We start from the raw sequence: 25449 nt of genomic DNA on the forward strand, positions 1-25449 counted from the left end.
CGATCCTAGTCGGCCAGCTCCGACCTCACTTGCGCGATGCGGGCCAGGACCTTGGATCGCAGGTCTGCCGGGACCGGATCGCAGCCGCAGTGTTTGTGCACAAGCGCCTTGACCGCTTTGTCCAGATCATATTCCTGCAGGCACGGGCTGCACTCGTCGAGATGCACGCGGATGTCGGCGACGTCGCTCTCGGTCAGCTCGCCGTCGAGATAGGCGTAAACCTTGTCGAGCACCTCGCGACAGTCGGTGTCATGCGGGTTGCCACAGCTCATTTCGATCCCTCCGCCGGGACCAGGCCACGCTCGCGAGCATAGTCCTCAAGGAGGCCCCGCAACTGCCTGCGTCCCCTGTGCAGCCTCGACATCACGGTGCCGATCGGAGTGCCCATGATGTCGGCGATCTCCTTGTAGGGGAAGCCCTCGACATCAGCCAGGTAGACGGCGATCCTGAACTCCTCGGGCAGGGCCGCCAGCGCCTCCTTGATGTCGCCGTCGGGCAGGTGCTCGAGCGCCTCGACCTCGGCCGACTTCAGCCCGCTCGACGTGTGCGACTCGGCCCGCGCGAGCTGCCAGTCCTCGATCTCCTCGGCGCCCGACTGCTTCGGCTCGCGCTGCTTCTTGCGGTAACTGTTGATGAAGGTGTTGGTCAGGATCCGGTAGAGCCACGCCTTGAGGTTGGTGCCCTGCTGGAACTGGTGGAACGACGCGAACGCCTTGGCGAAGGTCTCCTGCAGCAGGTCCTCCGCGTCCGCGGGATTTCGGGTCATCCGGAGCGCCGCGGAGTAGAGCTGCTCGAGATACGGCATGACATCGCGCTCGAATCGCTCGCTCCGCTGCTCCAGCGTCTCCGCGCCTGTCGCGGGCACCGGACCCACCCCCCTAAGATCACCGGTGGCCGACCGTGGCGGAACACCGTACTCAGGGGAGGATACCCGCTGGCCCGTGACCTCCTGGTCAGCGGGTTGGGGGCTGAGCAATGTGAGCATGCTCGTCGCAACACACCCGCGCCCTCGTCTGTTCCCGCAAGATAGAAGGTACGAAGGACCCGGTGCGGGGAACGTCATAACGTACCGGCTGGTAGCCCTTTTTCCGTAACCCAGGAGTCGCGTGTGCTGCCCATTCCGGCCGAGGAACTGAACGGCTCAGGGACGCTCGGGCCGTACTGGACCTTCTATCGCGCCGTCGCCGCCGAGCAACTGAACCGATGGCTTCCCAGCCAGCCCTCCGTGATCCTCGACCTGTCCGGCGGCCGCGGCCGGTGGTCCGGCCAGGCGGCCAGGGCCGGGCACCGGGTGATCGAGGTGCTCGACTTCCGCCGCACGGTCGACGCGCAGTCCCGATTGCGCGACGCCGACCGCGTCCGCCACGTGCGCGCCGACGATCTGTCGTTCCTGCCCGACGAGAGCGTGGACGCCGTCCTCGCAGAAGAGCGCGCGATGTCGGTCGAGCTGATGGCCGAGTCGGCGATGAGCGACGTGGCCAGGGTGTTGCGCCCCGGCGGCCGGGCGCTGGTGTGCGTCGACTCGCTCGTGCTGGGCATGGCGATCCTGGCCGAGCAGGGCCAGTGGCAGCACCTGCGCCAGACCGGCGAGGTCATGCTCGTGCCGTGGCCCGACGGCAGCATCACGCGCTGCTTCAGCAGCGGGCAGCTGCGCGAGTTGCTGGCGGGCACCGGGCTGGAGGTGGAGTGGATGCGGCCGCGCACGGTGTTGTCGCCGTCCACGGTCGACCACGTGCTCTCGTCCGACGCGCGCGCCCTGTCCTATCTGGTGCGTACGGAGCTCGAGGCCCATCCCGACGACGACGACACCGTCGGCATCCACCTGGTGGCCAGCGCCCGCAAGCGCTGAGCGCCTGCCGGCGGCCCGGCGCGGTCAGCGGCGGCGCTCCCGCTTCCCCTGGCACTGCACGCACCGCGCGGCCTCCGGGCGGGCCTCCAGCCGGCCCTCCGGCACGGGCTTGCCGCAGTCGACGCACCTGCCGTAGACGCCTTCGTCGATGCGCCCGATCGCCTCCACCACCGCGCGGCGCTGCGCGGTGGCCACGGTCAGCATGGCCTGCGCGCGGTCGGCGTCGGTCAGGTCGGAGCCCGCGTCGGCCGCGGAGTATTCCCGCACCGCGACGGGGTCGCCTCTGAGGACCCCGATCGAGCGGTCCAGTTCGGCGAGCATGTCCTTCAGCCGCTCACGAGCGGTCGTGACGTCCACGAATCCGCACCTCCGGGTGAATGAGGGAAGCCTGCGGCCAGGACTCCCCGGATGTCCCCGCCGGCGCGATCAATGGGGGCCTATGTGGCGGTGACACCGAGTGAACGGTTGCATCGCTTTCCTCACCGAATGCCCACTTACCGCGCTTCTTACACCTTTAGAACAGCGCGGACTCCCCCGCCTCGGGGAGCGGTTCGATGAGGTGGGGGCCGTTGTTCCTGACGTTGTTCACGTCCGTGGCGACCGCGTACGCCGTGAGCCGCCCCGACTCGGCGGGCACCAGCAACTCGGAGGCCCGCCCGGTGTCGGTGAGTTCGGGGTCGAGCCATTCGGCCCAGCGGTCGCGCTCGATCATCATGGGCATCCTGTCGTGGATGCGGCCGAGGTGGTCTTCGGCGTCGGTCGTGATGACGGTGCAGCTGACGAGCCACTGGAGCGGGTCGTCGTCGGCGCGCGACGGATCCTTCCAGAACTCGTACAGGCCGGCCATGGCCAGCACCCCGCCGTCCGCGGGATGGATGAAGTACGGCTGTTTCTTCTTCCCCTGCTTTTGGCCGCGCCCGCTTCGGCCCTCGCTCTCTCCGTCCGGGCTCGTGCGGTCCGGCTCGACCGGCATCCACTCGAAATAGCCGTCGGCCGGGAGCAGGCATCTGCGCTTGGCGAACGCCCGGCGGTAGGACGGCTTCTCCGCCAGCGTCTCGGCCCTGGCGTTGATCAGCCGCGAGCCGATCGACGGGTCCTTCGCCCAGGCGGGGACCAGGCCCCACTTGAGGATCCTCAGCTGGCGGACCGCCCGCTCGGCCTCGTGGGGCACGCGGCTCAGGACGGCGTAGACGTTCTTGGTCGGCGCCACGTTGTAGTCGGGGCCGAGCTCCTTGTCGGGGTCGCCGTCCTGCTCGATCTGGAACTCCTCGAGCAGCTCGTGCTTCTTGCGCGCCGAGGCATATCTACCGCACATGACACCACACTGCCATGTCCTTCCCCCACTCGCGTGTCCGCCCGGCGGCGGCGCGCGGACTTCGACCGCGTAGCGCCACTCCCAGTACTCTTTGACCATGCCCGCTCCGCTCTGGCCCGCACCGACGGCGACGACCCCCGTCAGCGCCACCGTCTCGCTGCCCGGCTCCAAGTCGGTGACCAACCGCGCGCTCCTGCTCGCCGCGCTCGCCGACGGCCCCGGCGTCGTGCGTGGTGCGCTGCGCAGCCGCGACGCGGACCTGATGGCGGCCGCGCTGCGGGCGCTCGGCACCACGCTGGTGGCCGGAGGTGAGAGCGCCGCGGGGGTCGACTGGCACGTGACGCCGGGCCCGGTCCGCGGCGGCGTGAGCATCGACGCCGGCCTGGCGGGCACGGTCATGCGGTTCGTCCCACCGATGGCCGCGCTGGCCGACGGCCCGGTCCACTTCGACGGCGACCCGCACGCGCGCAAGCGCCCGATGGGGCCCATCCTCGACGCGCTGCGCTCGCTGGACGCGCGGGTCGACAACGACGCGCTGCCGTTCACGATCATCGGGCCCGTCACGGGCGGCGAGGTGACGCTGGACGCGTCGGGCTCCTCCCAGTTCGTCTCGGGGTTGCTGCTGGCGGCCGCGCGCTTCGAGAAGGGCGTCACGATTCGCCACGTGGGCCCGCCCGTGCCCTCGCAGCCGCACATCGAGATGACGGTGCAGATGCTCAGGGCGGCCGGCGTCACGGTCGACGACGGCGAGCGCCACGTGTGGCGCGTCGAGCCGGGCCCGATCGCGGCGAGAGACGTCACGGTCGAGCCCGACCTGTCCAACGCGGCCCCGTTCCTGGCCGCCGCACTGGTCACGGGCGGCACGGTCACCATCCCGGCATGGCCCGCCGAGACCACCCAGCCCGGCGACGCCCTGCGCGGTCTGCTCACCTCCATGGGCGCCACGGTCACCCGCACGGCCGACCTGGTCGTCACGGGCACGGGCGAGATCACCGGCATCGACGCGGACCTGCACGAGGTCGGCGAGCTGACCCCGACGATCGCCGCGCTGGCCGCGCTCGCGCGCACCCCGAGCCGCATCCGGGGTGTGAGCCACCTGCGCGGCCACGAGACCGACCGCCTGGCCGCGCTGGCCACCGAGATCAACCGCCTCGGCGGCGACGCCGAGGAGACGGACGACGGCCTGGTCATCCGACCCCGCCCGCTGCGCGGCGGCACCTTCCACAGCTACGACGACCACCGCATGGCCACCGCTGGAGCGGTGATCGGGCTCGCGGTCCCGGGAGTGCGGGTGGAGAACATCGCGACGACCGCCAAGACCCTGCCGGAGTTCGTCCAGATGTGGGCGGCGATGCTGGACTCCCGATGACGACGGCCTTCCGGCCGCTGCCCGCCGCTGGTTTCATGGGGGAAGCCCCGGGCACGTCGGAGAAGGGCGAGACGTGACCGCGCGCTGCCCGCACCCACCCGCCGCACCCGGCCCGCGTCACCGAGCACCCTGTCACCGACCGCAGAGGGGAAGCGAGCGTATGGGAGCGGACCGCTGAGAAAGCGGGAGTACGACGAGGACGACGTACGGGTCAGGCCGGGCAAGGGGTCACGGCCGCGCACCCGGATCCGTCCTGCGCACGAGGACGCCGTCGGAGGGTTCGTGGTGGCCGTCGACCGGGGCCGCTACACCGTCCTGGTCGAGCCGGAACGCCCGAAGGGGTCGGCCCAGAAACGCAGGCACCAGCCTCAGCGCCGCCTGGTGGTCGCCATGAAGGCCCGCGAGCTCGGCCGCAAGGGCATCGTCGTGGGCGACCGGGTCGCCCTGGTCGGCGACGTCTCCGGCCGTCCCGACACCCTGGCGAGGGTCGTCCGCGTGGAGCCGCGCAGCTCGATGTTGCGCCGCTCGGCCGACGACACCGATGACACCGACGGCATCGAACGCCCGGTCGTCGCCAACGCCGACCAGCTCGTCATCGTGACCGCCCTGGCCGATCCGCCGCCCCGCCCTCGCATGATCGACCGCATGCTGGTGGCCGCGTTCGACGCCGAGATCGAGGCTCTGCTCTGCCTCACCAAGTCGGATCTCGCCCCGCCCGACTCCCTGGTCGCCCTGTACGAACCGCTGGGCGTCTCGCACGTCGTCGTGCGCAAGGGCGGCTCGCTCGACGAGCTGCGCGACCACCTGACCGGGCGCATCAGCGTTCTGGTCGGCCACTCGGGCGTCGGCAAGTCCACCCTGGTCAACGCCCTGGTCCCCGACGCCAACCGCGCGGTCTCCCAGGTCAACGCCGTCACGGGCCGCGGCCGCCACACCTCCACCTCGGCCGTCGCCCTGGAGCTGCCGGAGGGCGGCTGGATCATCGACACCCCAGGAGTGCGCAGTTTCGGCCTGGCCCACGTGTCGGTGGAGACGGTGCTGGCCGGGTTCCCCGACCTGGTGGAGGGCACGGTCGACTGCCCGAAGGGCTGCACACACCTGGGCGACGGTTGCGCCCTGGACGCGTGGGTGGCCGCCGGCAATGCCGACCCCGCCCGCCTGGAGTCGCTCCGTCGCCTCCTGTCCAGCCGCGAGGGCTCACCCGACGACGCTCCCTGACCCTTTTCACGTGCCCTTGCATGCTGCCTTTTCGGCGGTCAATGGACGGGCAAAAAGGACGGATTGCCAGGGAAGATCAGCGATATCTCTCGACATGACGTACTTACCGCTGACAGGGAAAAGGGATACCGGTTACCAGAAAAGAGACGTTGGTGACTGATGTTCGGTATACGACTCACGGTAGCGTGGGCGACCGTGCAGGGTTACAACGATGATCTTCGCCTCGCGCATGTCATGGCGGACGCCGCCGATGACCTGACCATGCGGCGGTTCAAGGCGGTCGATCTGAGGGTCGACACCAAGCCCGATCTGACGCCGGTCAGCGACGCCGACCGCGCCGTGGAGGAGACCATCCGGGGCACGCTGCGCCGTGCCAGGCCGCGCGACGCGGTCGTGGGAGAGGAGTTCGGCAAGACCGGGTGGGGCGCCCGGTCGTGGATCATCGACCCCATCGACGGCACCAAGAACTACGTGCGGGGCGTGCCCGTGTGGGCGACCCTGATCGCGCTCATGGAGTACGGCGAGGTCGTCGTCGGCCTCGTGTCGGCCCCCGCCCTCGGCAGACGCTGGTGGGCGGCCGCCGGGGGCGGCGCGTGGACCGGCAAGAGCCTGACCAAGGCGTCCAGGATGACCGTGTCGTCGGTCTCGACCCTGGAGGACGCGTCGTTCTCCTACTCCAGCTTCGGCGGCTGGGAGAAGACGGGCCGGCTCGACAACTTCCTCGACCTCGGCCGCGCCTGCTGGCGTACGAGGGCGTACGGCGACTTCTGGTCACACATGATGGTCGCGGAGGGTTCGGTGGACGTGTCCGCGGAGCCCGAGTTGTCGCCGTGGGACATGGCGGCGCTCACCGTGATCGTCGAGGAGGCCGGCGGCGTGTGGACCGACGTGGCGGGCGTGAAGGGCCTGGAGGGCGGGAGCCTCGTCTGCACGAACGGCACCCTCCACGACGAGGTCGTGCGCCGGCTCAACGCCTAGGACCGGCCTCGGACTGGATGCCGGCGGTTGCGGCGTTCAGCTCCCGTTCATCCTTGTACGTCACATTTCCGCCATACGTGACACCGCTGGGCGGATTGTCATGTCCCAGCGGATCCTGGTCCCAGAAGTTCCCCCGGTAGACCACGTTCTCCAGCGGCGGCCCCACCACGAGGACGGCCGTGTTGTCCGCCCGCAGGACGACGTTGCCCTCCACCGTCACCCACGAGGCCCCGTAGTCGGTGTAGAGCCCGAAGTTGTACGGCGTGTGCGTGTCCTTGATGACGTTCCCCTGGACGAGCGCCTGGTTGTCCGGGGAGTCGCCCTGCGGCCCCGACAGGTAGACGCCGCCCCCGTCGGCCAGCACCTCCATGGTGTCCGCCGCGAGGTTGCGCAGGATGCGGGCACCCTGCCCGGAACCCACGACGATCCCGCAGTGGGGCACGTGGGCCACCTCGTTGTGCGCGACCACGCAGTCGCGCGTGCCCGACACGGAGATGCCCGGCGCGCCGCTGAACTCGAGCCCGACGTGGTGCACGCGGTTGTCCTCGATCGAGGTGGCCCGGCTGCCGGAGACCTCGACGCCGGCGCCGGACAACGTGTCGAACGCGCAGCGGCGCACCGCGAGACCGGCGCCGCCGGTGACGCCCAGCCCGGAGGCGCCGAGCCGGGTGAACCGGCACCCCTCGATCGCCACGTTCTCGGTGGCGTCGAAGGTGACGCAGGCGGGGATCGTGACGGAAGCCGCGGGATACGTCACGGACGCCCCTTCCCCGATGACCGCCGTCTCGACGCCGCCGCCCTCGTAGTAGCCGGTGCCGTGGTAGTGCAGGAACCCCTCGGCCGCGCTCGGGCGCAGCCAGGTGGCCTCGGCGAACACCAGGCCCCTGAACGACACGTCCCGCGCTCCTGCGACGCTCACCAGGCGCTCCAGGACGGGTGCGACGACCCGCGTACGGGAGAGGTGCTCCCCGGGGCGGGGCAGGTACATCAGCACGTGCCGCCCCGGACGCGACCGGTCGAGCACGAAGGTGCCCGGCTCGGCCAGGAAGGCGGCGTCGTTCTCGATGCGGGTGGGCAGGCCGGGCCCGCTCGACGACTGACCCTCCCACGTCGAGTTGTACAGCTCGCCGGCCCATCCGAAGGCGGGCTGTGCCATGGCGATCACCGTCTCGTCGCCGTCGCCGGAGACTCCCGCGACCCCGCAGCGGGCCTCCGTCCAGGGGTAGACGCCACGGAAGACGAACTCGACGTCCGCGGGGCTGCGCCAGCCGAGCGGCTCGCCGCCGCCGGTGACGTAGCCGGTGGCGGTCACGCGGACCTCGCCGGGCAGCCCGGGGAGGGCGGCCCGCTCGGCCCTGCGCCCGTCGACGTAGAGCTGGCGGGTGTCGAGCTCGCCGACCTCGGCCACCCAGACGCCGTCGCGTTCCTGCCAACCCGTGATGACCCGGCCGCCGCTGATCACGGGCTCCTCCTGCTCGGGGGTGCCGTAGCCGTACGCCTGGAAGGTGATCCCCGAGTCGGCACCGGTGAGCTCGAGCGGCCGCGCGAGCGTGTGCACGCCACCCTTAAGGTGTACGACGGCGTCGCCGCCGGCCTCGCGGGCCGCGGCCCTGGCGCGGTCGAGGGTGGCGAAGGGGCGCCCTGCCGATCCGGGCCAGGAGTCGTCGCCGGAGGGCGCGACATGGAACTGGAACATCTGAACCACCTTTGCTGTTTATGCCGTACACGAAGTATTACACCATAAACGAGGGAGGGCGCACATGGCGAGGGGCAGGGCCGACGACCCCGACCACGGTGTCGAGCTGCTGTGGCGGGCCGGCGACCGCGAGCCGAGGCAGGGCCTCAGCCTGCCCAGAATCGTGCGCGCCGCCGTCGAGCTCGCCGACGAGGAAGGCCTGGCGGGCCTGTCGATGCGGAAGGTCGCCGACCGGCTCGGCTTCACGACCATGTCGCTCTACCGCCACGTGCCCGGCCGCGGCCAGCTCGTCGACCTGATGCTCGACGAGGTTCTCGGCGAGCACCCGCAGCCCATGGAGGCGGGCGGCTGGCGGGCCCGGCTGGAGGCCGTGGCCAGGCACGCGTGGGAGATCCGCAAGCGGCACCCGTGGCTGGCCGAGGTGCGCGGCAGCCGCCACGTCCCCGGTCCCAACGCCGTCGCCCACTACGACTACATGCTGAGCACGCTCGCCGGCACGGCGCTGCGCCCCTCGGAGGTCATCGCGGTCGTGGGCATGGTCGGCCGGTTCGTCGACGCCGAGGCCCTCGTCCTGGTCGAGACCCGGCGGGAGGAGCGGCGCAGCGGGGTGTCGGAGGAGGAGTGGTGGGGCTCGCGCGACTCGCTCTACGAACGCCTCGACCGCTATCCGACGCTCTCCCACCTGTGGACCGCGGGCGGCTGGGACCACCCCGAGGACTCCTTCGACTTCGGCCTGCGCCGCCTGCTCGACGGCGTCGAGGTTCTCGTCCGGAAGCGTGATGAAATGCGTGATGTAATGTGTACGGAATGCGGCGGCCCGCTGGAGCCGGCCCCGTCCGGCCGCCCCCGCGTCTACTGCTCACGCGCCTGCCAGCAGCGCGCCTACCGCAGACGCAGGAGCGGTTAGAGCGCCAGCACCCGCCGGGCCGCGTCCATCAGGGCGTCCCGGTAACCGCCCCCGAAGAGCACCACGTGCACGAGCAGCGGATGCAGCTGGTGCAGCGGCACCCGATCCCGCCACCCCTCCGCGAGCGGCCACTCCTCCCGGTAGGCCCCCAGCACCCGGTCGAGGTACGGCAGCCCGAACAGGTCGAGCATGGCCAGATCGGTCTCCCTGTGCCCGCCATGGGCGGCCGGATCGACCAGCACGCCCGACCCGCCCGACCACAACACGTTCCCGCTCCACAGGTCACCGTGGATGCGCGCGGGCGGTCCGGCCGGCCCCGCCACCTCGGCGAACCGGTCCACCGCCCGCTCGACCAGGCGGACGTCCCGCGCCGGCAGCCGGGCCCGCCGCAGGAACGGCAGCACCCGCCGCGAGGCGTAGAACGACGGCCAGTCGGCCGCGGGGGTGTTGTCCATCGGCAACTCGGCGATGAACCCCGGCCACGGCGCCCCGAAATTGTCCGCGCCCTCGCGGTGCAGCCGGGCCAGCTCACGCCCGAGCCGCTCGGCCGCCGCGGCGCCGGGCGGCTCCTGTCGTACCCATGACAACACGAGCCGGTCCGGCCCGGCCTCGATCACCTCGGGCACCGCGATCACCTCGCCCAGCCAGCGCAGCCCGGCGGCCTCGGAGGTGAACACCCCGGAGCGGCGCCGTCCGTCCTGCCCGACCTCCGGGCCGCCCGCCACGGAAGCCTCGGAGATCGGGCCGCTCTTCACGAACACCTCGCGCCCGTCGTCCAGCACGCCCCGCTGGAGCCGCCAGCCGTGCGACGAGCCGAGGTCCTCAGCCAGTCTCATCGCCGAGTTCATCGGCGATGTGCTTGGCCACGCCCTCGGATGCCGCCTTGACCAGCGCGAGCACCTCCTCGAACCCCTCGGTGCCCCCGTAGTACGGATCGGGCACCTCGGCACCCTCCGGCGCGGCGGGGTCAAAGGAACGGAACAACCGCACCTCCACCTCGTACGGCGCCATCCGCCGCAAAGTGGATAGGTTGTCCCTATCCATGGCCAGAACCAGGTCATAACGGGCGAACCAGTCGCCCGCGAACTGCCGCGCCCGGTGCACCGAGCCGTCGTACCCGTGCCGCGCCAGGAGGTCGAGCGCCCGCTCATCCATGGGATCCCCCACGTGCCACTCGCCGGTCCCGGCGCTGTCGACGGTGACCCGGTCCCCCAGCCCGCGACCGGCGAGCGTCTGGCGGAGCACCACCTCCGCCATCGGAGAGCGGCAGATGTTCCCCATGCACACGAGGCATACGCGATACGTCATAGCTCCCATCATGAGGGTGACCTGGTGCGTTCACCGAACGTTCACCCTTGCTAGGGGTCCGAGTCACCTTCGCTGCATAGCTTCATGGCGACTAAGGACCAAGTGGGAGGAAACCCAACCGTGAAGTATGCAGGCCGGCTCGCCGCCGTCGCCTTCGTCGGCGCGCTCTCGCTCGCTGCGTGCGGCACAGACAACAACACCGGGGCCACCGGCACCACCGCCGCCACCGAGGCCGCGGCTGACAGCGGTCTGAGCGGCACGATCAACGCTGCGGGCTCCTCTGCCCAGGCCAACGCGATCGACCAGTGGAAGAAGGAGTTCCAGGCCAAGAACTCCGGGGTGAGCATCAACTACCAGCCCAGCGGGTCCGGTGCCGGCATCCAGGCGTTCATCCAGGGCACGGTCGCGCTCGCGGGTTCCGACTCGGCCCTGAAGGACGACGAGCCCGCCAAGGCCGACGCCCGCTGCAAGACCGGCAAGGCCGTCAACATCCCCATGGTGACCGGCCCCGTCGCGGTCGTGTACAACCTGCCCGGCGTCGAGGGCCTGCAGCTGTCGCCCAAGACGCTCGGCGGCATCTTCAACAGCAAGATCACCAAGTGGGACGACCCGGCCATCAAGGCCGACAACCCCAATGCCACGCTCCCCTCCACGCCGATCCAGGCCTTCCACCGGGCCGACGAGTCGGGCACGAGCGACAACTTCACCAAGTTCCTCGAGGCCACCGCCGACTGGCCGTACGAGGCCGCCAAGGCCTGGCCCGCCGAGGCCAAGGGCCAGGGCGCCAAGGGCTCCGACGGCATCGCCTCCTCGGTCAAGGACACCGAGGGCGCGATCAGCTACGTCGAGATGTCGTACGCCGACAACTCCCAGCTCCAGAAGGCCAAGGTCGCCAACGGCTCCGGCGAGTTCGTCGAGCTGACCCCGGAGAGCGCGGCCAAGACCGTCGAGACCGCCGAGATCAAGGGCACCGGCAACGACCTCGCCCTGTCGATCGACTACGCCACCAAGACGCCGGGCGCCTACCCGATCGTGCTGGTGACGTACGAGATCACCTGCGAGAAGGGCCTGCCGGCCGAGGAGTCGAAGCTGGTCAAGTCGTTCCTCACCTACACCGCCAGCGACGAGGGCCAGGCGGCGCTGAAGGACCTGGGCTACGCCCCGCTGTCCGGCGAGCTGCTCACCAAGGTCCGCTCCACTGTCGAGGCGATCTCCTAAGAGCTGATGACCACCAGAACGGAAATCCGTGAGGGCGGACCGGCCACGAGCCGGTCCGCCTCGCGGCGCAGCCATGGTGAAGCGCCCTTCCGCTTCCTGTCCACCGGGGCCGGCGTCCTCCTGCTGGGGATCATGGCGGCCATCGCCGTCTTCCTCATCGGGGAGGCCATCCCCGCGCTTCGGGCCGACAAGGGCAACTTCCTCACCGAGCTGACCTGGGACCCGAACAGCAGCCAGGTGTTCGGCATCGGCGCGCTGGCGTTCGGCACCGTGCTCAGCTCGGCACTCGCACTCGTCATCGCCATGCCCATCGCGGTGGGCGTGGCGCTGTTCATCTCCCACTACGCGCCGCGCCGGCTGGCCGGCCTGCTCGGTTACCTGATCGACCTGCTCGCCGCGGTGCCCAGCGTGATCTACGGCCTGTGGGGCGTGGCCTTCCTGGTGCCGCTGCTCAGGGAGCCGTCGCAGTGGCTGAACGAGCACTTCGGCTGGTTCCCGCTGTTCGCCGGCGAGGGCGCGATCGGCGGCAAGACCATGCTCGCCGGCGGCATCGTGCTCGCGATCATGATCCTGCCGATCATCGCGGCCATCTCGCGCGAGGTGTTCCTGCAGGTCCCGAGGATGAACGAGGAGGCCGCGCTGGCCCTCGGCGCCACCCGCTGGGAGATGATCCGCATGGCGGTGCTGCCGTTCGGCCGCCCCGGCGTGATCAGCGCCGCGATGCTCGGGCTGGGCCGGGCCATGGGCGAGACCATCGCGGTCGCCCTGATCTTCCCGGCGACGTTCGGCATCAGCTTCCAGATCCTCACCCCGCAGGGCAACAGCATCGCCGCCAACATCGCCAACGGGTTCGGCGAGGCCGGCGACATCGGCCGTGGCGCGCTGATCGCCTCAGGCCTGGTGCTGTTCGTCATCACCCTGCTCGTCAACATGGCCGCCCGCATGATCATCAACCGGCGCAAAGAGCTCATGAAGGCCGACACATGACCACCATCCAGCACATATCGACCGGCCGCCGGCTCAAGGACCGCATCGTCCAGGGGCTGGTCTATCTGGCGTTCGCGCTGGCCGTGGTGCCGCTCGTGTCCGTGCTCTGGCTGGTGGTCTCCAACGGCCTGGCGCGCTTCGACATGACGTTCCTCACCCACTCGATGCGCGGAATCGGCGCGCGCGACGTGGGCGGCGGCGCCTACCACGCCATCATCGGCACACTGGAACAGGTCCTGCTCGCCTCGCTCATCTCCGTCCCCATCGGGTTGCTCACCGCGATCTACCTGGTCGAGTACGGCAACGGCGGCCGGCTGAGCCGGGCCATCAGCTTCTTCGTCGACGTCATGACCGGCATCCCCTCGGTGGTCGCCGGCCTGTTCGTGCTGGCGTTCTGGATCCTGTTCCTGGGCATGCCCTACTCCGGCTTCGCCGGCGCCATGGCGCTGTCGATCCTCATGATGCCGACCGTGGTCAGGTCCGCCGAGGAGATGCTGCGGCTGGTGCCCGGCGACCTCCGTGAGGCTTCGTACGCGCTGGGCGTGGCCAAGTGGCGCACGATCCTCAAGGTCGTGCTGCCGACCGCGTTCACCGGCATCGTGACGGGCGTCATGCTGGCCGTGGCCAGGGTCGCGGGCGAGACGGCGCCGCTGCTCCTGACGGTGTTCTTCACCGACTCCATCAACAACGACCCGTTCAACGGGCCGCAGATGGGCCTGCCCCTCTACGTCTTCGACCAGGCGGCACGTCCCAACGACACCGCCATCGACCGGGCGTGGACCGGAGCCCTCACGCTCATCCTGATCGTCATGCTGCTCAACCTGGTGGCGCGTCTGATCGCCTGGTGGCGTTCACCCGCCAGGCGCCGATAGGGGGTAACCGCAGATATGTCCAAGCAGATCCAGGTCTCGGGCCTCGACGCGTACTACGGGTCGCACAAGGCGATCGAAGACGTGTCGATGACCATCGAGCCGCGCTCGATCACCGCGTTCATCGGCCCGTCCGGGTGCGGCAAGTCGACGTTCCTGCGCACGCTCAACCGCATGCACGAGGTGATCCCCGGCGCTCGGGTCGAGGGCAAGGTCCTGCTCGACGGCGACGACCTGTACAGCAGCAACGTCGAACCCGTCTCCGTACGCCGGATGATCGGCATGGTCTTCCAGCGCCCCAACCCGTTCCCCACGATGTCGATCTACGACAACGTCGCCGCCGGCCTCCGCCTCAACGGCCGCGTCAGCAAGGCGCACCTCGACGACACCGTGGAGGAGTCGCTGAAGGGTGCCAACCTCTGGAACGAGGTCAAGGACCGCCTCAGCAAACCCGGCGCCGGCCTGTCCGGCGGGCAGCAGCAGCGGCTCTGCATCGCGCGGGCCATCGCGGTCAAACCGCAGGTGCTGCTGATGGACGAGCCGTGCTCGGCGCTCGACCCCATCTCGACGCTGGCCATCGAAGACCTCATGGCCAAGCTGAAGGACGAGTACACGATCGTCATCGTCACCCACAACATGCAGCAGGCCGCCCGGGTCAGCGACAGGACCGCCTTCTTCAACCTGGCCGAGCAGGGCAAGCCCGGCAAGGTCATCGAGATGGACGAGACGTCCCGCATGTTCACCAATCCGTCCCAGAAGGCCACCGAGGACTACATCACGGGACGCTTCGGTTGATGAACCGACAGCAGACGGCATCCACGATGAACGGGGACACGAGGACCAAACCCGTACTGCTCATCGCCGACCCTGACGGCGCCGTCGTGGACGCCCTGGCGGCCGCCCTCGAACGTGAGGGCGTGGCCGTCACGGGCGCGCCTGACGGCGCCCAGGGGCTGCTGCAGGCCGGTGCCCTGCAGCCTGACGTGGTGCTCGTCTCGGCCACGCTGCCGGTCATCGACGCCGTGGACTTCGTTCGCGCCGTACGCCTCGCGCGGGCCGTACCGGTGCTGCTCGGCGTCGGCGAGGGGCACGCCGAGCAGGCCGTACGCGCGCTCGCGGCCGGGGCGGCCGCCTGCGTGGCCAGACCCTACCGGGTGCCCGAACTGCTGCCGTTCATCCAGGCGGCCTCCCCCGATTCGCACAAGGTGCTGGCGGTGGGCGGGGTCGAGCTGGACGTACAGGCCTACCAGGTGCGCGTGGCCGGACGCACCGTGCACCTGCCGCTGCGGGAGTTCGAGCTGCTGCAGTATCTGATGCGCAACGCCGACCGTACGGTCACCCGCGAGCAGATCATGCGTCACGTGTGGAACGCCGCGGCGTCCACGTCGACCAACACGATCGCCGTGCACGTCAAACGCCTGCGTGCGCGCCTGGGTGACGAGGACGACCAGCTCATCCAGACCGTACGCGGCGTGGGCTACCGCCTCGTCACTCCGAGCATCTCCGGAAATCCCGCATGATGCGCTCGGTGACGCCTTCGACGGTCGCGATGCCGTACCCCACCTCCGGGCTCCCCTCGGTGAGCACGGCAACGGCGTAGGCGCGGCCGTCACCCCTGATCAGCCCCACGCTGATCGTGGCCCAGCGCTTGGTCGACACGCGCCTGAGCCACCCGTTCTTCAGCGCCGCGCGCTCACCCTCGCACGTCGCGGCGCTGATCCCCCAGGCCTGGCCGTCGACGACCCGGCCCATGAGGTCGAGCACCTGCTTCCGGTCCTTGGCCCTGAGCGGGCTCTTGCCGGACACCAGTGCCTGCATGAGGCGGATCTGGTCCTCAACGGACGTTCGGGTGATTCCCCAGCAATAGAGGTCGAGGCAGTCCCCCGGAACTCCCTGCGTGTGTTTCAGCCCCAGCTTCTCTCCCGCCCTGGTGAAACCGGGCGCTCCGCCGATGCGCAGCCAGAGGCGGTCGGCGGCGTGGTTGTCGCTGTAGCGGATCATCAGTTCGGCGTCGTGCCTGACGGCCGCGGGGAGCTTCGTCCAGGGGGTGTCGAGCAGGAGCGCCATGAGGATCTGGACCTTGGCGGTGCTCGCCGTGATCAGCCGCTCGCCGGGACGGTAGCGGTAGACCCGCCCGGTCTCCAGCTCCTTGACCATGGCCGTGACCGGTCCCGGACGGCCCCGCAGATAACGGTCGAGACGTTCGGTGATCTCCTTGGCCGGGATCGGCGGCAGCGCCTCCTCGCGCGCGCTCCGCTCGATCCTTCCCCGCGCTTCCCGGTGCACCTCGGAGGACGTGGTCACGTCCAGCACGGCCGGCAGGGCGGCGTGCATCCTCGCGGGCACGGGCCGGGGCATCGGGACCAGCGGCAGGAGCAGGGCGAGAATGATGACCAGTCGTGGTATCGCTCTCACGCCAAGCGCGATCATCCGAGCATTATCACGACATATCACAACACGCCGCTAGACCTGCTACGAGCGGGTCGCGCGCCGGGAACAGGACGGCACCCTGAGCCCGGCTACTGGTCCGGCTCGCCGAAGACTCCGCCCAGGAGGCCCGTGCCGGAGATCCGTGGTCAGCGCGAGGTGGGCAGGGGGACGTCCGGGGTGAAGTGCAGGTCGTCGATGTGGGCGACGGCGTAGTCGATGGCGCCCATGACCACGCACTCGTCCCCCAGCGTCGAGGCGCGCAGCTCCGGCGGGCGGATGCAGGCGCGCTCCAGGCGTTCGCGCAACCTGGGCAGCAGGACGTCGGCCGAGCGGGAGAAGCCGCCGCCGAGCACGACGACCTGCGGGTCGAGCAGCAGGACCATCGCGCTGGTGCCCACGGCCAGGTCGTCCACGTACCGTTCGACCGCCGCGAGCGCCACCGGGTCGCCGGCGCGGGCGGCGGCCAGGGTGTAGCCGGCGGCGTCCGCCGGAGAGGTGTCCTCGGGGATGACCGGGCAGTTCTGCAGGTGCTCCGAGGCGTCGAACAGTTGCGCCTGCGGCAGCATCGCGATCTCCCCGGCCGCGGCGCCGAAGCCGCGGTGGACCTTGCCGTCGATGATGACCGCCGCTCCCATCCGCCGGCCGACGTGCAGGAACACCACGTCGCTCGCGTCCCGCGCGGCGCCGCGCACGGCCTCGGACTTGGCGGCCAGGCGGCTGTCGTTCTCGACGAGGACCTCGCAGGGGAACATCCCGCGCAGGTGCCCGGCCAGGTCGAGCCCGGTCCAGGCGGGGATCGCGGCGCAGTAGCGGATGCGTCCCTCGGGGGTGACCACGCCGATGGTGCCCGCCGCGACGATCCACACGTCGTCGATCGTCTTGCCGCCCAGCGCCAGGCAGCTCGCGACCGTCCGCTCGATGGCGGCCAGCCGCTCGTCCAGGGGGGTGTCCGGCTGTACGGGCTGGCGGGTCTCGGCGAGGATCGCGCCGTTCAGGTCGGACAGGGCGGCGCGGATGTTGTGGCCGCCTATGTCGAGCCCCACGAGGTGACCGCTCGTCGCACGGAAGCGGTAGCGGCGGGCGGGCCGGCCGATCGTGCCCTGGGCGGGCGGGGTCTCCTCGACCCAGCCGAGCCGCATGAGCTCGTCCACGACCTCCTTCGTGGAGGGACGCGACAGGCCGGTGCGCTCGGCCAGGGCCGACAGCGTCAGAGGGCCGGCGCCGCGCAGCGTCCCGATCGCGGCCAGGGCGTTGAGCTGCCTGAGCCGTGACAGGTCGCCGCCGCGGAGTGTGGCTGCCATCGTCCGTCCTAACGCAGGTTTCCTGTGCAAGTCGCTTCATTATGCCAGCAGCCGAGTGCGCAAAGATGACCAGGAGCGCAAGATCTGCGCAGAAATGAGCATTGACCCGTAATCTGGGCTGGTGCTAATAATGAAAGGCTCCTTCGTAAATATGTGAGAGGTGGAGCCGATGCCGTTCGTGCACGTGGGGAAGGCGGGAAGCGCCCGCGTCCCGGCGCTGGTCCGTTCCGAAGGGACCGGTCGATGATCGTCCCCAAGCCCTTGCGGTACGAGCCGCGTCCCGGCCGTTTCGTCATCGACAGGGAGACCGCGCTCACCGCCGACCCGGTGCTCGGCCCGGTCGCGGCGTGGCTGCGCGGTGAACTCGCCCCGGTGACCGGAGGCGAGCTGCTGCCGTCAAGCGGCCCGGGGCCGGCGATCAGGCTCGCTCTCGGCGACGGCCTGCCGCCGGAAGGCTACCGGCTCACCGTCGACCCTGGCGGGGTCACGCTCGACGGCGGATCGGCGGCCGGGGCCTTCTACGGGGCGCAGACCCTGCGCCAGCTCCTGCCGCCCCACGCCTTGCGCAGGTCGGGGACGGGCGAGGCGCTGGAGCTGCCCGCCGTGCACGTGGCCGACGAGCCCCGCTTCGCCTGGCGCGGCGCCATCCTCGACGTGGCCCGGCATTTCATGACCAAGGCAGACGTGCTGCGCTTCATCGACCTGATGGCCCTGCACAAGCTGAACGTCCTGCACCTGCACCTGACCGACGACCAGGGCTGGCGCATCGAGATCAAGCGCTACCCGCGCCTGACCGAGATCGGCTCCTGGCGCGAGGAGAGCCAGGTCGGCTGGATGGGCGAGATGGACGGCCGGCCGCACGGCGGCTTCTACACCCAGGACGACCTCAGGGAGATCGTCGCCTACGCCGCGCGCCGCCACATCTCGGTCATGCCCGAGATCGACCTGCCCGGCCACACCCAGTCGGCCATCGCCGCTTACCCGGAGCTGGGCAACGTGGACACCCCGCTGGGCGTGGGCACCACGTGGGGGGTCGGCTCCAACGTGCTGAACGTCGAGGACGACACGACCACGTTCTTCAAGAACGTCTTCGACGAGGTGCTGGAGCTGTTCCCCAGCCCGTACGTGTGCGTCGGCGGGGACGAGTGCCCCAAGGACCAGTGGCGGGCCAGCCCGTCGGCCCAGCGCCGGATCGCCGAGCTGGGGCTGCGCGACGAGGACGAGCTGCAGAGCTGGTTCATCCACCAGTTCGACGCCTACCTGGCCGAGCGCGGCCGGCGCCTGGTCGGCTGGGACGAGATCCTGGAGGGCGGGCTCGCGCCGGGCGCGGTGGTGGCCGCCTGGCGCGCCGACGTGGGCGCGGTGGCCGCCGCCCGGGCCGGTCACGACGTCATCAACTGCTCCAACACCGCCGTCTACCTCGACTACCGGCAGAGCCCGCTGGAGGACGAGCCGCTGCCGTTCAGGACCGTGCTCACTCTTGAGGACGTCTACGCCTTCGAGCCCGTCCCCGCCGAGCTGCGCGGAGACCCGGCCGCGGGACGTGTCCTGGGCGCCCAGTGCGGGATCTGGACCGAGCTGATCGACTCCACCCGCCACGTCGACTACATGGCATTCCCCCGGTTGGCGGCCTTCGCGGAGACCGTCTGGTCGGGGCCCGAGCGGGACCTGGCCGACTTCCGCCGCCGCCTGGAGGCGCACCTGCCGCGCCTGGACGCGATCGGGGTCGAGTACCGGCGCGAGTCCGGCCCGCTGCCCTGGCAGCGTCGACCGGGGGTGCCCGGCAGGCCGGAGGAGCCCGCGGAGTGGCAGGCAACGCTGGACTCCTGGACCGCCAATCTCAGAAACCCCCGATGAGCACCCGGACGGCGGGTCCCCGCGCGGGCTCCGGCGCGGCCCCCGGACTGGCGGGCCGGGCCGCGGACCTGTGGCGGCGCACCGTGCCATGGCGCTGGCTGACGCCGAGCACGGTGCTCATCGCGGGGGTGATCGGATTCCCCGCCCTCTACATGGTCTGGATGTCCTTCCTCGACATCAGCAGGATCGGGCTGGTCACGGGGATGGCGGGGCTGGACAACTACGCCCGCCTGCTCGGCGAGGACGCCCTCGGCCTCGTCGTCGGCAACACGCTGCTGTGGCTGGTGGTCGTCGTTGGGCTGACCATGCTGCTCTCGCTCGCGCTGGCGCAGTTCCTGGCCAAGGACTTCTTCGGCCGCAAGTTCGTCCGGCTCGCGCTGGTGGTGCCGTGGGCGACCTCGCTGGTGATGACGGCGACCGTGTGGCGCTTCATCTACGAGGGCGGCAACGGCCTGCTCAACCGGATGCTGATGGACCTGTCGATCATCTCCGCGCCCGTCGACTGGTACAAGGATCCGGCCACGGCGCTGTACTCGGTGATGGCCGTGGGCATCATCACCTCGATGCCGTTCACCACGTACGTGCTGCTGTCCGGGTTGCAGACGGTGCCGCACGACGTGCTGGAGGCCGCGCGGATCGACGGCGCGAGCGCGTGGGCGACCTGGCGGCGGGTGACGCTGCCGATCCTGCGGCCGTCGATCATGATCGCGCTCGTCCTCAACATGCTGCACGTCTTCAACGCGTTCACCGTCATCTGGGTGATCATGGGCAAGACGGCCGGCAACCACGCCGACACGACCGTGACGTGGCTGTACAAGATCGCGTTCACCGCGCAGCTCGACGCCGGTGAGGCGGCGGCGCTCGGCGTGCTCAACGTCGCCTTCCTGCTGCTGCTCATCCTGGCCTTCGTGCTGGTGCTGCGGCCGCACCGCAGTCCCTCGGCGAGCAGCGCGCCCCCCGCTCCGTCGCCCGTCGTCCCGGAGCCTGCGCCGGTCGCTAGCCAGGTCGGTCCGCCCGCCGGGCTCCCCAGGAGCCCCGAGCCGGGGCGGCGGAGCGGACGGCCGGCGGCGCTCGCGCGGGCGGGGCGCGGGTGGCGGCGGATCCGTCCCGTCGTGCTCCCGTTGATCGGGTTCGCGGTGGCGCTGTTCTTTATCGCGCCCTACGCCGCGATGTTGTTCGGCTCGCTCAAGACCGACGCCGAACTGTTCGCCGTGCCGGCGAACTACCTGCCCGAGACCTGGGCGTGGTCCAACTACGCGGACGTGTGGCGGCGCATCCCGCTGGCGGACTTCTTCCGCGTCAGCCTGACGATCGCGCTGGCCTCCACGGCACTGGTGCTGGTCCTCGCCGCACCGGCGGCGTACGTGCTGGCCCGCATGAGGTTCAGGGGACGCACCGCGTTCCTCAGCGTGATCCTGGTGACGCAGATGTTCCCCGCCGTCGCGCTGCTCATCGGGCTGTACCGGCAGGCGGTGTTCGTCGACGGGATCAACAGCTACGGCGTGATCATCGCCATCAACTCTGCCTTCAACCTCGCCTTCGCCGTGTGGATCCTGCACGCCCACTTCAGCGCGATCCCCGTCGAGATCGACGAGGCCGCCATGATGGACGGTCTCGGCAAGTTCCGGATCATGCTGCGCATGATCCTCCCGCTGGCCGCGCCCGGCCTCGTCACCGTGATGATCTTCACCTTCATCCAGGTGTGGAACGAGTTCGTCATCGCCCTGACGCTCTTCAACGACCCGGCCGGCGGGCGCGTGCCCCTCACGGTCGGCGTCCAGCAGTTCATCGGCCTGTACGAGACCAACTACCAGTATCTCTTCGCCGCGGCGCTGATGGCCATCGTGCCGGCGGTGATCCTGTTCGCGTTCATCGAGAAGCATCTGGTGAGCGGCCTGACCGCGGGCAGCACCAAGTGACAACGAGAAAGATCGGTGTGAGATGACCTCCAGAACCAGACCACGGCTCGGCGCTCTGGTCGCGCTCGCAGGTCTCGTGCTCGCGCTGGCCGGGTGCGGCGGCGGGCCGGGTGGCGCGGACGGCGGCTCCGGCGGCCAGAACTCCATCAAGCTGGTCGTCGCCCAGTACACCGAGGGCACCCGCCCCTACTGGGACAAGCTGATCGCCTCCTTCGAGGCGGCGCACCCGGGCAAGAACGTCGACCTGCAAGTGATCGACTGGGGAAACCTGCAGAGCCAGGTGAACACCATGGTGCAGACCAGGCAGTTCCCCGACATCCTGAACATCAACCTCTTCGCCGACTACGCGGAGGCCGGACTGCTGTACCGCGCCGAGGAGGTGGTCTCCAAGGAGGTTCTGTCGGACTTCCTGCCGTCCTTCGCCGAGAACGCCTCCTTCGACGGCGTCCAGTACGGCCTGCCGTTCGTCGCGACCGTCAACGGCCTGTACTACAACAAGAAGATCCTCAAGGAAGCCGGTCTCGACAAGCCCCCGGCCACGTGGGAGGAGTTCCGCGCTGCGGTCAAGACGATCAAGGCGCTACCCGGCGGCTACGTGCCGTACGCGATGGCGCTCGGCGCCGAGGCCGGCGACTACGAGTTCGGCACCTGGATGCGGGCCAACGGCGGCGACTGGCGTACCGGTGACCGGTGGACCGTCAACGACGAGCGCGCCGTCGAAACCCTGCAGTTCCTCAAGTCACTGACCCAGGACGGCTACACCCAGCCGAACCCCGGCCAGACCAACCGCCCCGACGGCACCTGGCCGCTGTTCGCCCAGGGCAAGGCTGCCATGGTGTACGCCTCCTTCGGCACCCGCGCCTTCCTCGACCAGGTGGAGAAGTCGGGCGTCGACTACGGCACCGCGACGCATCCCACCAACCACGGCGCCGAGCCGGCCACCCACGGCATCCAGGACTACCTGATGGCCTTCAAGAAGGACGGCAACCAGCAGCTCGTCCGCGAGTTCCTCGACTACTTCTACCAGGCCGACAACTACGCCGAATACCTGAAGGTCGAGGGCCTGCTGCCGACCACGTCGTCCGCCTCGGCGATCATGCGCGAGGACCCGAAGGTCAGCCCCATCGTCGACATGGTGGCCAAGGCGCGCTTCGACCCGACCTCGCAGCCGGTGTGGGCCGAGCTGCGCGGCACGGTGGCCGCCGAACTGGGCACCGCCGTCGGCCCCAGCGGCGACCCTCGTGCGGTGCTCGACAAGTTCCAGCAGATCGTCGAGCCCTCATGAGCCGTTTCGCCCGCTGATGGTAGGTATTCGCACTCGATATCCGCACCGCCAGGGCTGGACGCTGCACCAGGGCCCGCTCGGGTCCGTGCCTGGTGAGCTCGCCTCGCCCCGCGCCGAAGGGGGAACAGGCAGCGATGACGCCCAGCGTTTGAACCGCTCATAGCAGGTCTCCAAGGACCGTACCGCTCGACGTCCCACCGGTCCGCAACCGCCACAGAACACCGTTGATCACTTCCCGGCGGTCCCGCCAGGGACATCCCCGCCCGGGCCACCTCACAACCCGTTGGCGGCATGGGTGCGGGTTCCGCCCACACGACCGACGAGTTACGCCTCGCCGCGTCGTCTGCCTGTAGGGAACGTCCCCATCCGCGCCTGTGGGAGGCCGGGACGGGACGGCAGGGAGCGTGCACACCATGGACCAGGAGAACGTCAGCGCCACCCTGACCGTCGCCGTGCCCGCCGCGAGGGTGTTCGCGGCGCTGGCGGACCCGACGACCCATGCCGCGATCGACGGCACCGGCGGGGTTCACGAAGCCGTCAACCAGGCGCCGCTCGCCGAGGTGGGGCAGATCTTCCGGATGGACATGCATCACGCCGACCATCCGAATGGTGACTACCGGGTGGTCAACAAGGTCCAGGTGCTCGACCAGCCGCGCGCCATCGGCTGGCTGACGGGCTATGACAAGGGCGACGGTCAGCTGGAGTTCGGCGGCTGGATCTGGCGGTACGACCTCACGCCGCTCGGTCCGTCCAAGACCGAGGTCACGCTCACCTACGACTGGTCGGCGGTGCCCGACTCCGTCCGGGCATACCTCCGGTTCCCGCCGTTCGCCCGACCATCTCGCCAACTCGCTGCACCACCTGGCCGAGCTCGTCTCCGACAGGTGACCGGCGAGCGACCACCCGCACCGGCGACCTTTACCACCCGCACCGGATGCGCCCACCAGCACCGGCGACCTTTACCGCCCGCACCGGATGGCTCGGACCGGCGATGGCCACCGGCACCTGAGACCCCGGACGCAGGCGACACCCTCTGGCTCCACCCCGCTCTGAACGACGCCCCGTGGTCGGTGCCCGACCGGTGCGGGCCACCGGTTCACCCATGACGACATCTCGCCGACGGGAGACGTTGATCGCTGCACTCCGGCAGGACACGGCCCAGCCGTGCACTTCGACCGAGGCCGGACGGGCTACCCCTCCGGGCACCGTCCGCCGCACCCCCCGGCCCCGCAACACCAGCATCGATTGACGTCGCGCCGCCGGCAACGGAGCGAGGTCAACCATCGAAGCCTGACCACCACCCCAACCCGTTGATCATTCGGTCAGAGCGCTAGACGCGAGCGGCGACCAGCTTCGCGATGGAATCGTCGTCACACGTGTCCCAGAAGTCCCCGACGACGTCTTCCAAGTGCTGGACCGACTCGGCCCGGAACAAGACATCCTGATATTTCGTGATGTCGTAATGCGTGGTGCCCATGGCCGACAGGTCCAGCGGCCTGATGTCCATCCCGCGGAACTCCTCGATCTCCCCGTACGACGACAAGATGCCCGCCCCGTACGCCTTGAGCTCGCCGGTCTCCTGCATGACCCCGAACTCCATGGTGAACCAGAACACCTTCGACACGAACTCCAGCGCCTCCTCCCCCTCGACGCGCCGTGCGGCCTGGCCCGCCAGGCGGTAGAGGGCGGCGTACCTGGGGTGAGCGAGCGCATTGGCATGCCCGATCACCTCGTGGATGACGTCGGGCTCCGGCGTGTAGAAGGGCACGGAGTGATGCCTGATGTACTGCGTCGAGTGGAAGAACCCGTCCGCGAGCACTCCGTAGAAATCCCGCAGCGGCACCAGGCCGGCCGCAGGCAGATAGCGGAAACCGGTCAGCGGCTCCAGGAGCTGGGACACCTCCTCCAGTTGCGGGATCCTCTCCTGAGGCAGCCCCAGCATGGCGGCGCCGTCGAGATATTCCGCCGTGGCGTACTTGGCGTGTTTGATCCCCAGTTCCCTGGTGACGGTCGCCCACACCTCGTGCTCCTGCTCGGTGTATTCGGCGATCGGGATGGGCGTGCCCGGCTGATAGTTGACCGCCAGCCCTGCGATGGCGTTGCGCCGCGACCGATACACCAGATCCGCGAACCCCGGATGCGAGGCGGACAACTCGACCACCACGGAGCCATCCGCCTGAGCCGCAACCGGGGCGAAGTACTGCGCTTCCTCGAACATGCCCCACATGACAACAAGTCACGCTTTCACTGGCAAGAGCGACCAACTTGACTGAGCGATACGCTAGTTCTCGCATGCCGGAACACGCATTTCCTGGACGAATCGCACAGCCGCGGAGGACGCCCTCGTGGACGATCTAGACGCCCGCCTGCTCGTGACCATGCGAGCCCACCCTCGCATCGGCCTGACCGAACTCGCCCGCCTGCTCGGGGTGGCCAGGGGCACGGTCCAGGCCAGGGTCGAAAAGCTGACCGCCAGAGGCGTCATCGAGGACTTCGGCCCCACCGTCTCACCGGCCGACGCCGGCTATCCGATCCTGGCGTTCGTCTGGCTGCAGATCGCGCAGGGGCGCCTGGAGGAGGCGGTGGAAGCGCTGCGCGCCGTACCGCACATCCTGGAGGTGCACGGGACGAGCGGGCAACACGACCTGCTGTGCCGGGTCGTCGCCAGAACCACGGAACACCTGCAGGAGATCATCGCCCACATCCTGACGTCCCCCGCGGTGCAACGCACGGACTCCACCATCGCCCTGTCCACCCAGATTCCCCACCGGATCGAACCGCTCCTGGCAGACGCCGTCACCTGACGGAAAACACAAAAAAGAGGGGGTCCCGACGCGCTCAGCGTCGAAACCCCCTCCACAAAGATTGTCCGGCGGTGACCTACTCTCCCACACCCTCCCGAGTGCAGTACCATCGGCGCAGAGAAGCTTAACTTCCGGGTTC

Annotated in this window: 25 protein-coding genes and 1 rRNA gene; 15 read left to right on the plus strand and 11 right to left on the minus strand. The window is 69.8% G+C overall.

Annotated elements, in window-relative coordinates:
* Window positions 1–5 precede the first annotated feature (5 nt).
* Together rsrA and ACZ6SA_RS18155 are read right to left on the minus strand one after the other, a co-directional pair.
* Entirely contained in the window at window positions 6–233 is a 228-nt protein-coding gene (rsrA, locus tag ACZ6SA_RS18150; protein WP_443156313.1) for a mycothiol system anti-sigma-R factor, read from the minus strand.
* A 35-nt stretch (window positions 234–268) separates the two neighbouring features.
* Window positions 269–874, minus strand: coding sequence for a sigma-70 family RNA polymerase sigma factor (locus ACZ6SA_RS18155; RefSeq protein ID WP_132630305.1), 606 nt, complete (start codon window positions 872–874; stop codon window positions 269–271).
* A gap of 234 nt (window positions 875–1108) precedes the next feature.
* Between ACZ6SA_RS18155 and ACZ6SA_RS18160 the strand changes: the two genes are divergently transcribed.
* Window positions 1109–1849, plus strand: a complete 741-nt coding sequence (locus ACZ6SA_RS18160) for a class I SAM-dependent methyltransferase (protein ID WP_132336385.1) — start codon at window positions 1109–1111, stop codon at window positions 1847–1849.
* Between the two features lie 24 nt (window positions 1850–1873).
* On the opposite strand, the gene ACZ6SA_RS18165 is transcribed toward ACZ6SA_RS18160, so the two are convergent.
* Together ACZ6SA_RS18165 and ACZ6SA_RS18170 are read right to left on the minus strand one after the other, a co-directional pair.
* Complete coding sequence (locus ACZ6SA_RS18165) at window positions 1874–2206, minus strand: TraR/DksA family transcriptional regulator (protein WP_347650475.1); 333 nt, start codon at window positions 2204–2206, stop codon at window positions 1874–1876.
* A gap of 157 nt (window positions 2207–2363) precedes the next feature.
* The gene (locus ACZ6SA_RS18170) at window positions 2364–3164 is read right to left on the minus strand and encodes an SOS response-associated peptidase (RefSeq protein WP_347650474.1); all 801 of its coding nucleotides are present in this window, start codon (window positions 3162–3164) and stop codon (window positions 2364–2366) included.
* Window positions 3165–3261: 97 nt separating this feature from the next.
* On the opposite strand from ACZ6SA_RS18170, the gene aroA reads away from it, so the two are divergent.
* The 3 genes from aroA to hisN all read left to right on the plus strand — a co-directional run bounded on the left by aroA (window position 3262) and on the right by hisN (window position 6729).
* The gene (aroA, locus tag ACZ6SA_RS18175) at window positions 3262–4533 is read left to right on the plus strand and encodes a 3-phosphoshikimate 1-carboxyvinyltransferase (RefSeq protein ID WP_347650473.1); all 1272 of its coding nucleotides are present in this window, start codon (window positions 3262–3264) and stop codon (window positions 4531–4533) included.
* Between the two features lie 174 nt (window positions 4534–4707).
* The gene (gene rsgA / locus ACZ6SA_RS18180) at window positions 4708–5751 is read left to right on the plus strand and encodes a ribosome small subunit-dependent GTPase A (protein ID WP_347650500.1); all 1044 of its coding nucleotides are present in this window, start codon (window positions 4708–4710) and stop codon (window positions 5749–5751) included.
* A 159-nt stretch (window positions 5752–5910) separates the two neighbouring features.
* Window positions 5911–6729, plus strand: coding sequence for a histidinol-phosphatase (gene hisN / locus ACZ6SA_RS18185; protein WP_465829069.1), 819 nt, complete (start codon window positions 5911–5913; stop codon window positions 6727–6729).
* Here hisN and ACZ6SA_RS18190 read toward each other — a convergent pair.
* On the minus strand, window positions 6719–8425 hold the full coding sequence (locus tag ACZ6SA_RS18190) for a right-handed parallel beta-helix repeat-containing protein (protein WP_465829071.1): 1707 nt from the start codon (window positions 8423–8425) through the stop codon (window positions 6719–6721). The two genes, hisN and ACZ6SA_RS18190, sit on opposite strands and share 11 nt — an antisense overlap.
* 64 nt (window positions 8426–8489) lie before the next feature.
* Here ACZ6SA_RS18190 and ACZ6SA_RS18195 point away from each other — a divergent pair, with 64 nt between their 5' ends.
* On the plus strand, window positions 8490–9332 hold the full coding sequence (locus ACZ6SA_RS18195; RefSeq protein WP_465829073.1) for a TetR/AcrR family transcriptional regulator: 843 nt from the start codon (window positions 8490–8492) through the stop codon (window positions 9330–9332).
* Here the strand turns inward: ACZ6SA_RS18195 and ACZ6SA_RS18200 are convergent.
* Together ACZ6SA_RS18200 and ACZ6SA_RS18205 are read right to left on the minus strand one after the other, a co-directional pair.
* Window positions 9329–10168 carry a fructosamine kinase family protein gene (locus ACZ6SA_RS18200; RefSeq protein ID WP_465829075.1) on the minus strand — a complete coding sequence of 280 codons (840 nt, stop codon included), beginning with the start codon at window positions 10166–10168 and terminating at the stop codon, window positions 9329–9331. The two genes, ACZ6SA_RS18195 and ACZ6SA_RS18200, sit on opposite strands and share 4 nt — an antisense overlap.
* On the minus strand, window positions 10155–10640 hold the full coding sequence (locus tag ACZ6SA_RS18205; protein ID WP_347650468.1) for a low molecular weight protein-tyrosine-phosphatase: 486 nt from the start codon (window positions 10638–10640) through the stop codon (window positions 10155–10157). The genes ACZ6SA_RS18200 and ACZ6SA_RS18205 overlap by 14 nt, the downstream gene beginning before the upstream one ends.
* 120 nt (window positions 10641–10760) lie before the next feature.
* On the opposite strand from ACZ6SA_RS18205, the gene pstS reads away from it, so the two are divergent.
* Genes pstS through ACZ6SA_RS18230 form a run of 5 tightly spaced genes read left to right on the plus strand, consistent with a single transcriptional unit; the run spans window position 10761 to window position 15234 of the window.
* Window positions 10761–11858, plus strand: a complete 1098-nt coding sequence (gene pstS, locus ACZ6SA_RS18210) for a phosphate ABC transporter substrate-binding protein PstS (protein ID WP_347650467.1) — start codon at window positions 10761–10763, stop codon at window positions 11856–11858.
* Between the two features lie 6 nt (window positions 11859–11864).
* Complete coding sequence (gene pstC / locus ACZ6SA_RS18215) at window positions 11865–12845, plus strand: phosphate ABC transporter permease subunit PstC (RefSeq protein ID WP_347650466.1); 981 nt, start codon at window positions 11865–11867, stop codon at window positions 12843–12845.
* Window positions 12842–13717: a phosphate ABC transporter permease PstA gene (gene pstA, locus ACZ6SA_RS18220; protein WP_465829078.1), complete on the plus strand. Its 876-nt coding sequence runs from the start codon at window positions 12842–12844 to the stop codon at window positions 13715–13717. Before pstC ends, pstA begins: the two co-directional genes overlap by 4 nt.
* Window positions 13718–13732: 15 nt before the next feature.
* Entirely contained in the window at window positions 13733–14509 is a 777-nt protein-coding gene (pstB, locus tag ACZ6SA_RS18225; RefSeq protein ID WP_347650464.1) for a phosphate ABC transporter ATP-binding protein PstB, read from the plus strand.
* Entirely contained in the window at window positions 14509–15234 is a 726-nt protein-coding gene (locus ACZ6SA_RS18230; RefSeq protein ID WP_347650463.1) for a winged helix-turn-helix transcriptional regulator, read from the plus strand. The genes pstB and ACZ6SA_RS18230 overlap by 1 nt, the downstream gene beginning before the upstream one ends.
* Here ACZ6SA_RS18230 and ACZ6SA_RS18235 read toward each other — a convergent pair.
* Both ACZ6SA_RS18235 and ACZ6SA_RS18240 read right to left on the minus strand, forming a co-directional pair.
* Entirely contained in the window at window positions 15203–16144 is a 942-nt protein-coding gene (locus ACZ6SA_RS18235; RefSeq protein ID WP_465829081.1) for a serine hydrolase, read from the minus strand. The two genes, ACZ6SA_RS18230 and ACZ6SA_RS18235, sit on opposite strands and share 32 nt — an antisense overlap.
* 146 nt (window positions 16145–16290) lie before the next feature.
* Window positions 16291–17445 carry an ROK family transcriptional regulator gene (locus ACZ6SA_RS18240; protein WP_465829083.1) on the minus strand — a complete coding sequence of 385 codons (1155 nt, stop codon included), beginning with the start codon at window positions 17443–17445 and terminating at the stop codon, window positions 16291–16293.
* A gap of 243 nt (window positions 17446–17688) precedes the next feature.
* On the opposite strand from ACZ6SA_RS18240, the gene ACZ6SA_RS18245 reads away from it, so the two are divergent.
* The 4 genes from ACZ6SA_RS18245 (at window position 17689) to ACZ6SA_RS18260 (ending at window position 23612) form a co-directional block, all read left to right on the plus strand.
* Entirely contained in the window at window positions 17689–19302 is a 1614-nt protein-coding gene (locus tag ACZ6SA_RS18245; RefSeq protein ID WP_465829085.1) for a beta-N-acetylhexosaminidase, read from the plus strand.
* Complete coding sequence (locus ACZ6SA_RS18250) at window positions 19299–21221, plus strand: ABC transporter permease (RefSeq protein WP_465829087.1); 1923 nt, start codon at window positions 19299–19301, stop codon at window positions 21219–21221. Before ACZ6SA_RS18245 ends, ACZ6SA_RS18250 begins: the two co-directional genes overlap by 4 nt.
* Window positions 21222–21243: 22 nt before the next feature.
* Entirely contained in the window at window positions 21244–22506 is a 1263-nt protein-coding gene (locus tag ACZ6SA_RS18255; RefSeq protein WP_465829089.1) for an extracellular solute-binding protein, read from the plus strand.
* 413 nt (window positions 22507–22919) lie between these two features.
* Window positions 22920–23612, plus strand: a complete 693-nt coding sequence (locus tag ACZ6SA_RS18260; protein ID WP_465829091.1) for an SRPBCC family protein — start codon at window positions 22920–22922, stop codon at window positions 23610–23612.
* A 224-nt stretch (window positions 23613–23836) separates the two neighbouring features.
* Here ACZ6SA_RS18260 and ACZ6SA_RS18265 read toward each other — a convergent pair whose 3' ends face one another.
* The gene (locus tag ACZ6SA_RS18265) at window positions 23837–24724 is read right to left on the minus strand and encodes a phenylalanine 4-monooxygenase (RefSeq protein WP_347650456.1); all 888 of its coding nucleotides are present in this window, start codon (window positions 24722–24724) and stop codon (window positions 23837–23839) included.
* Between the two features lie 127 nt (window positions 24725–24851).
* Between ACZ6SA_RS18265 and ACZ6SA_RS18270 the strand changes: the two genes are divergently transcribed.
* Window positions 24852–25310, plus strand: coding sequence for an Lrp/AsnC family transcriptional regulator (locus ACZ6SA_RS18270; RefSeq protein ID WP_347624534.1), 459 nt, complete (start codon window positions 24852–24854; stop codon window positions 25308–25310).
* Between the two features lie 63 nt (window positions 25311–25373).
* Here ACZ6SA_RS18270 and rrf read toward each other — a convergent pair.
* Window positions 25374–25449 (minus strand): 5S ribosomal RNA (gene rrf / locus ACZ6SA_RS18275); the annotation flags it as partial.

It is taken from the genome of Nonomuraea sp. NPDC049378 (assembly GCF_055586745.1).

What these genes read in the sequence shown, in the direction of transcription:
- ACZ6SA_RS18260 (WP_465829091.1), top strand. Translation starts at nt 22,920, where the DNA reads ATGGACCAGGAGAACGTCAGCGCCACCCTGACCGTCGCCGTGCCCGCC.
- ACZ6SA_RS18255 (WP_465829089.1), top strand. Translation starts at nt 21,244, where the DNA reads ATGACCTCCAGAACCAGACCACGGCTCGGCGCTCTGGTCGCGCTCGCA.
- hisN (WP_465829069.1), top strand. Translation starts at nt 5,911, where the DNA reads ATGTTCGGTATACGACTCACGGTAGCGTGGGCGACCGTGCAGGGTTAC.
- ACZ6SA_RS18205 (WP_347650468.1), bottom strand. Translation starts at nt 10,640, where the DNA reads ATGACGTATCGCGTATGCCTCGTGTGCATGGGGAACATCTGCCGCTCT.
- ACZ6SA_RS18235 (WP_465829081.1), bottom strand. Translation starts at nt 16,144, where the DNA reads ATGATCGCGCTTGGCGTGAGAGCGATACCACGACTGGTCATCATTCTC.
- ACZ6SA_RS18250 (WP_465829087.1), top strand. Translation starts at nt 19,299, where the DNA reads ATGAGCACCCGGACGGCGGGTCCCCGCGCGGGCTCCGGCGCGGCCCCC.
- ACZ6SA_RS18230 (WP_347650463.1), top strand. Translation starts at nt 14,509, where the DNA reads ATGAACCGACAGCAGACGGCATCCACGATGAACGGGGACACGAGGACC.
- ACZ6SA_RS18245 (WP_465829085.1), top strand. Translation starts at nt 17,689, where the DNA reads ATGATCGTCCCCAAGCCCTTGCGGTACGAGCCGCGTCCCGGCCGTTTC.
- pstB (WP_347650464.1), top strand. Translation starts at nt 13,733, where the DNA reads ATGTCCAAGCAGATCCAGGTCTCGGGCCTCGACGCGTACTACGGGTCG.
- ACZ6SA_RS18190 (WP_465829071.1), bottom strand. Translation starts at nt 8,425, where the DNA reads ATGTTCCAGTTCCATGTCGCGCCCTCCGGCGACGACTCCTGGCCCGGA.
- ACZ6SA_RS18170 (WP_347650474.1), bottom strand. Translation starts at nt 3,164, where the DNA reads ATGTGCGGTAGATATGCCTCGGCGCGCAAGAAGCACGAGCTGCTCGAG.
- ACZ6SA_RS18265 (WP_347650456.1), bottom strand. Translation starts at nt 24,724, where the DNA reads ATGTTCGAGGAAGCGCAGTACTTCGCCCCGGTTGCGGCTCAGGCGGAT.
- ACZ6SA_RS18200 (WP_465829075.1), bottom strand. Translation starts at nt 10,168, where the DNA reads ATGAGACTGGCTGAGGACCTCGGCTCGTCGCACGGCTGGCGGCTCCAG.
- pstA (WP_465829078.1), top strand. Translation starts at nt 12,842, where the DNA reads ATGACCACCATCCAGCACATATCGACCGGCCGCCGGCTCAAGGACCGC.
- ACZ6SA_RS18195 (WP_465829073.1), top strand. Translation starts at nt 8,490, where the DNA reads ATGGCGAGGGGCAGGGCCGACGACCCCGACCACGGTGTCGAGCTGCTG.
- aroA (WP_347650473.1), top strand. Translation starts at nt 3,262, where the DNA reads ATGCCCGCTCCGCTCTGGCCCGCACCGACGGCGACGACCCCCGTCAGC.
- pstC (WP_347650466.1), top strand. Translation starts at nt 11,865, where the DNA reads ATGACCACCAGAACGGAAATCCGTGAGGGCGGACCGGCCACGAGCCGG.
- ACZ6SA_RS18240 (WP_465829083.1), bottom strand. Translation starts at nt 17,445, where the DNA reads ATGGCAGCCACACTCCGCGGCGGCGACCTGTCACGGCTCAGGCAGCTC.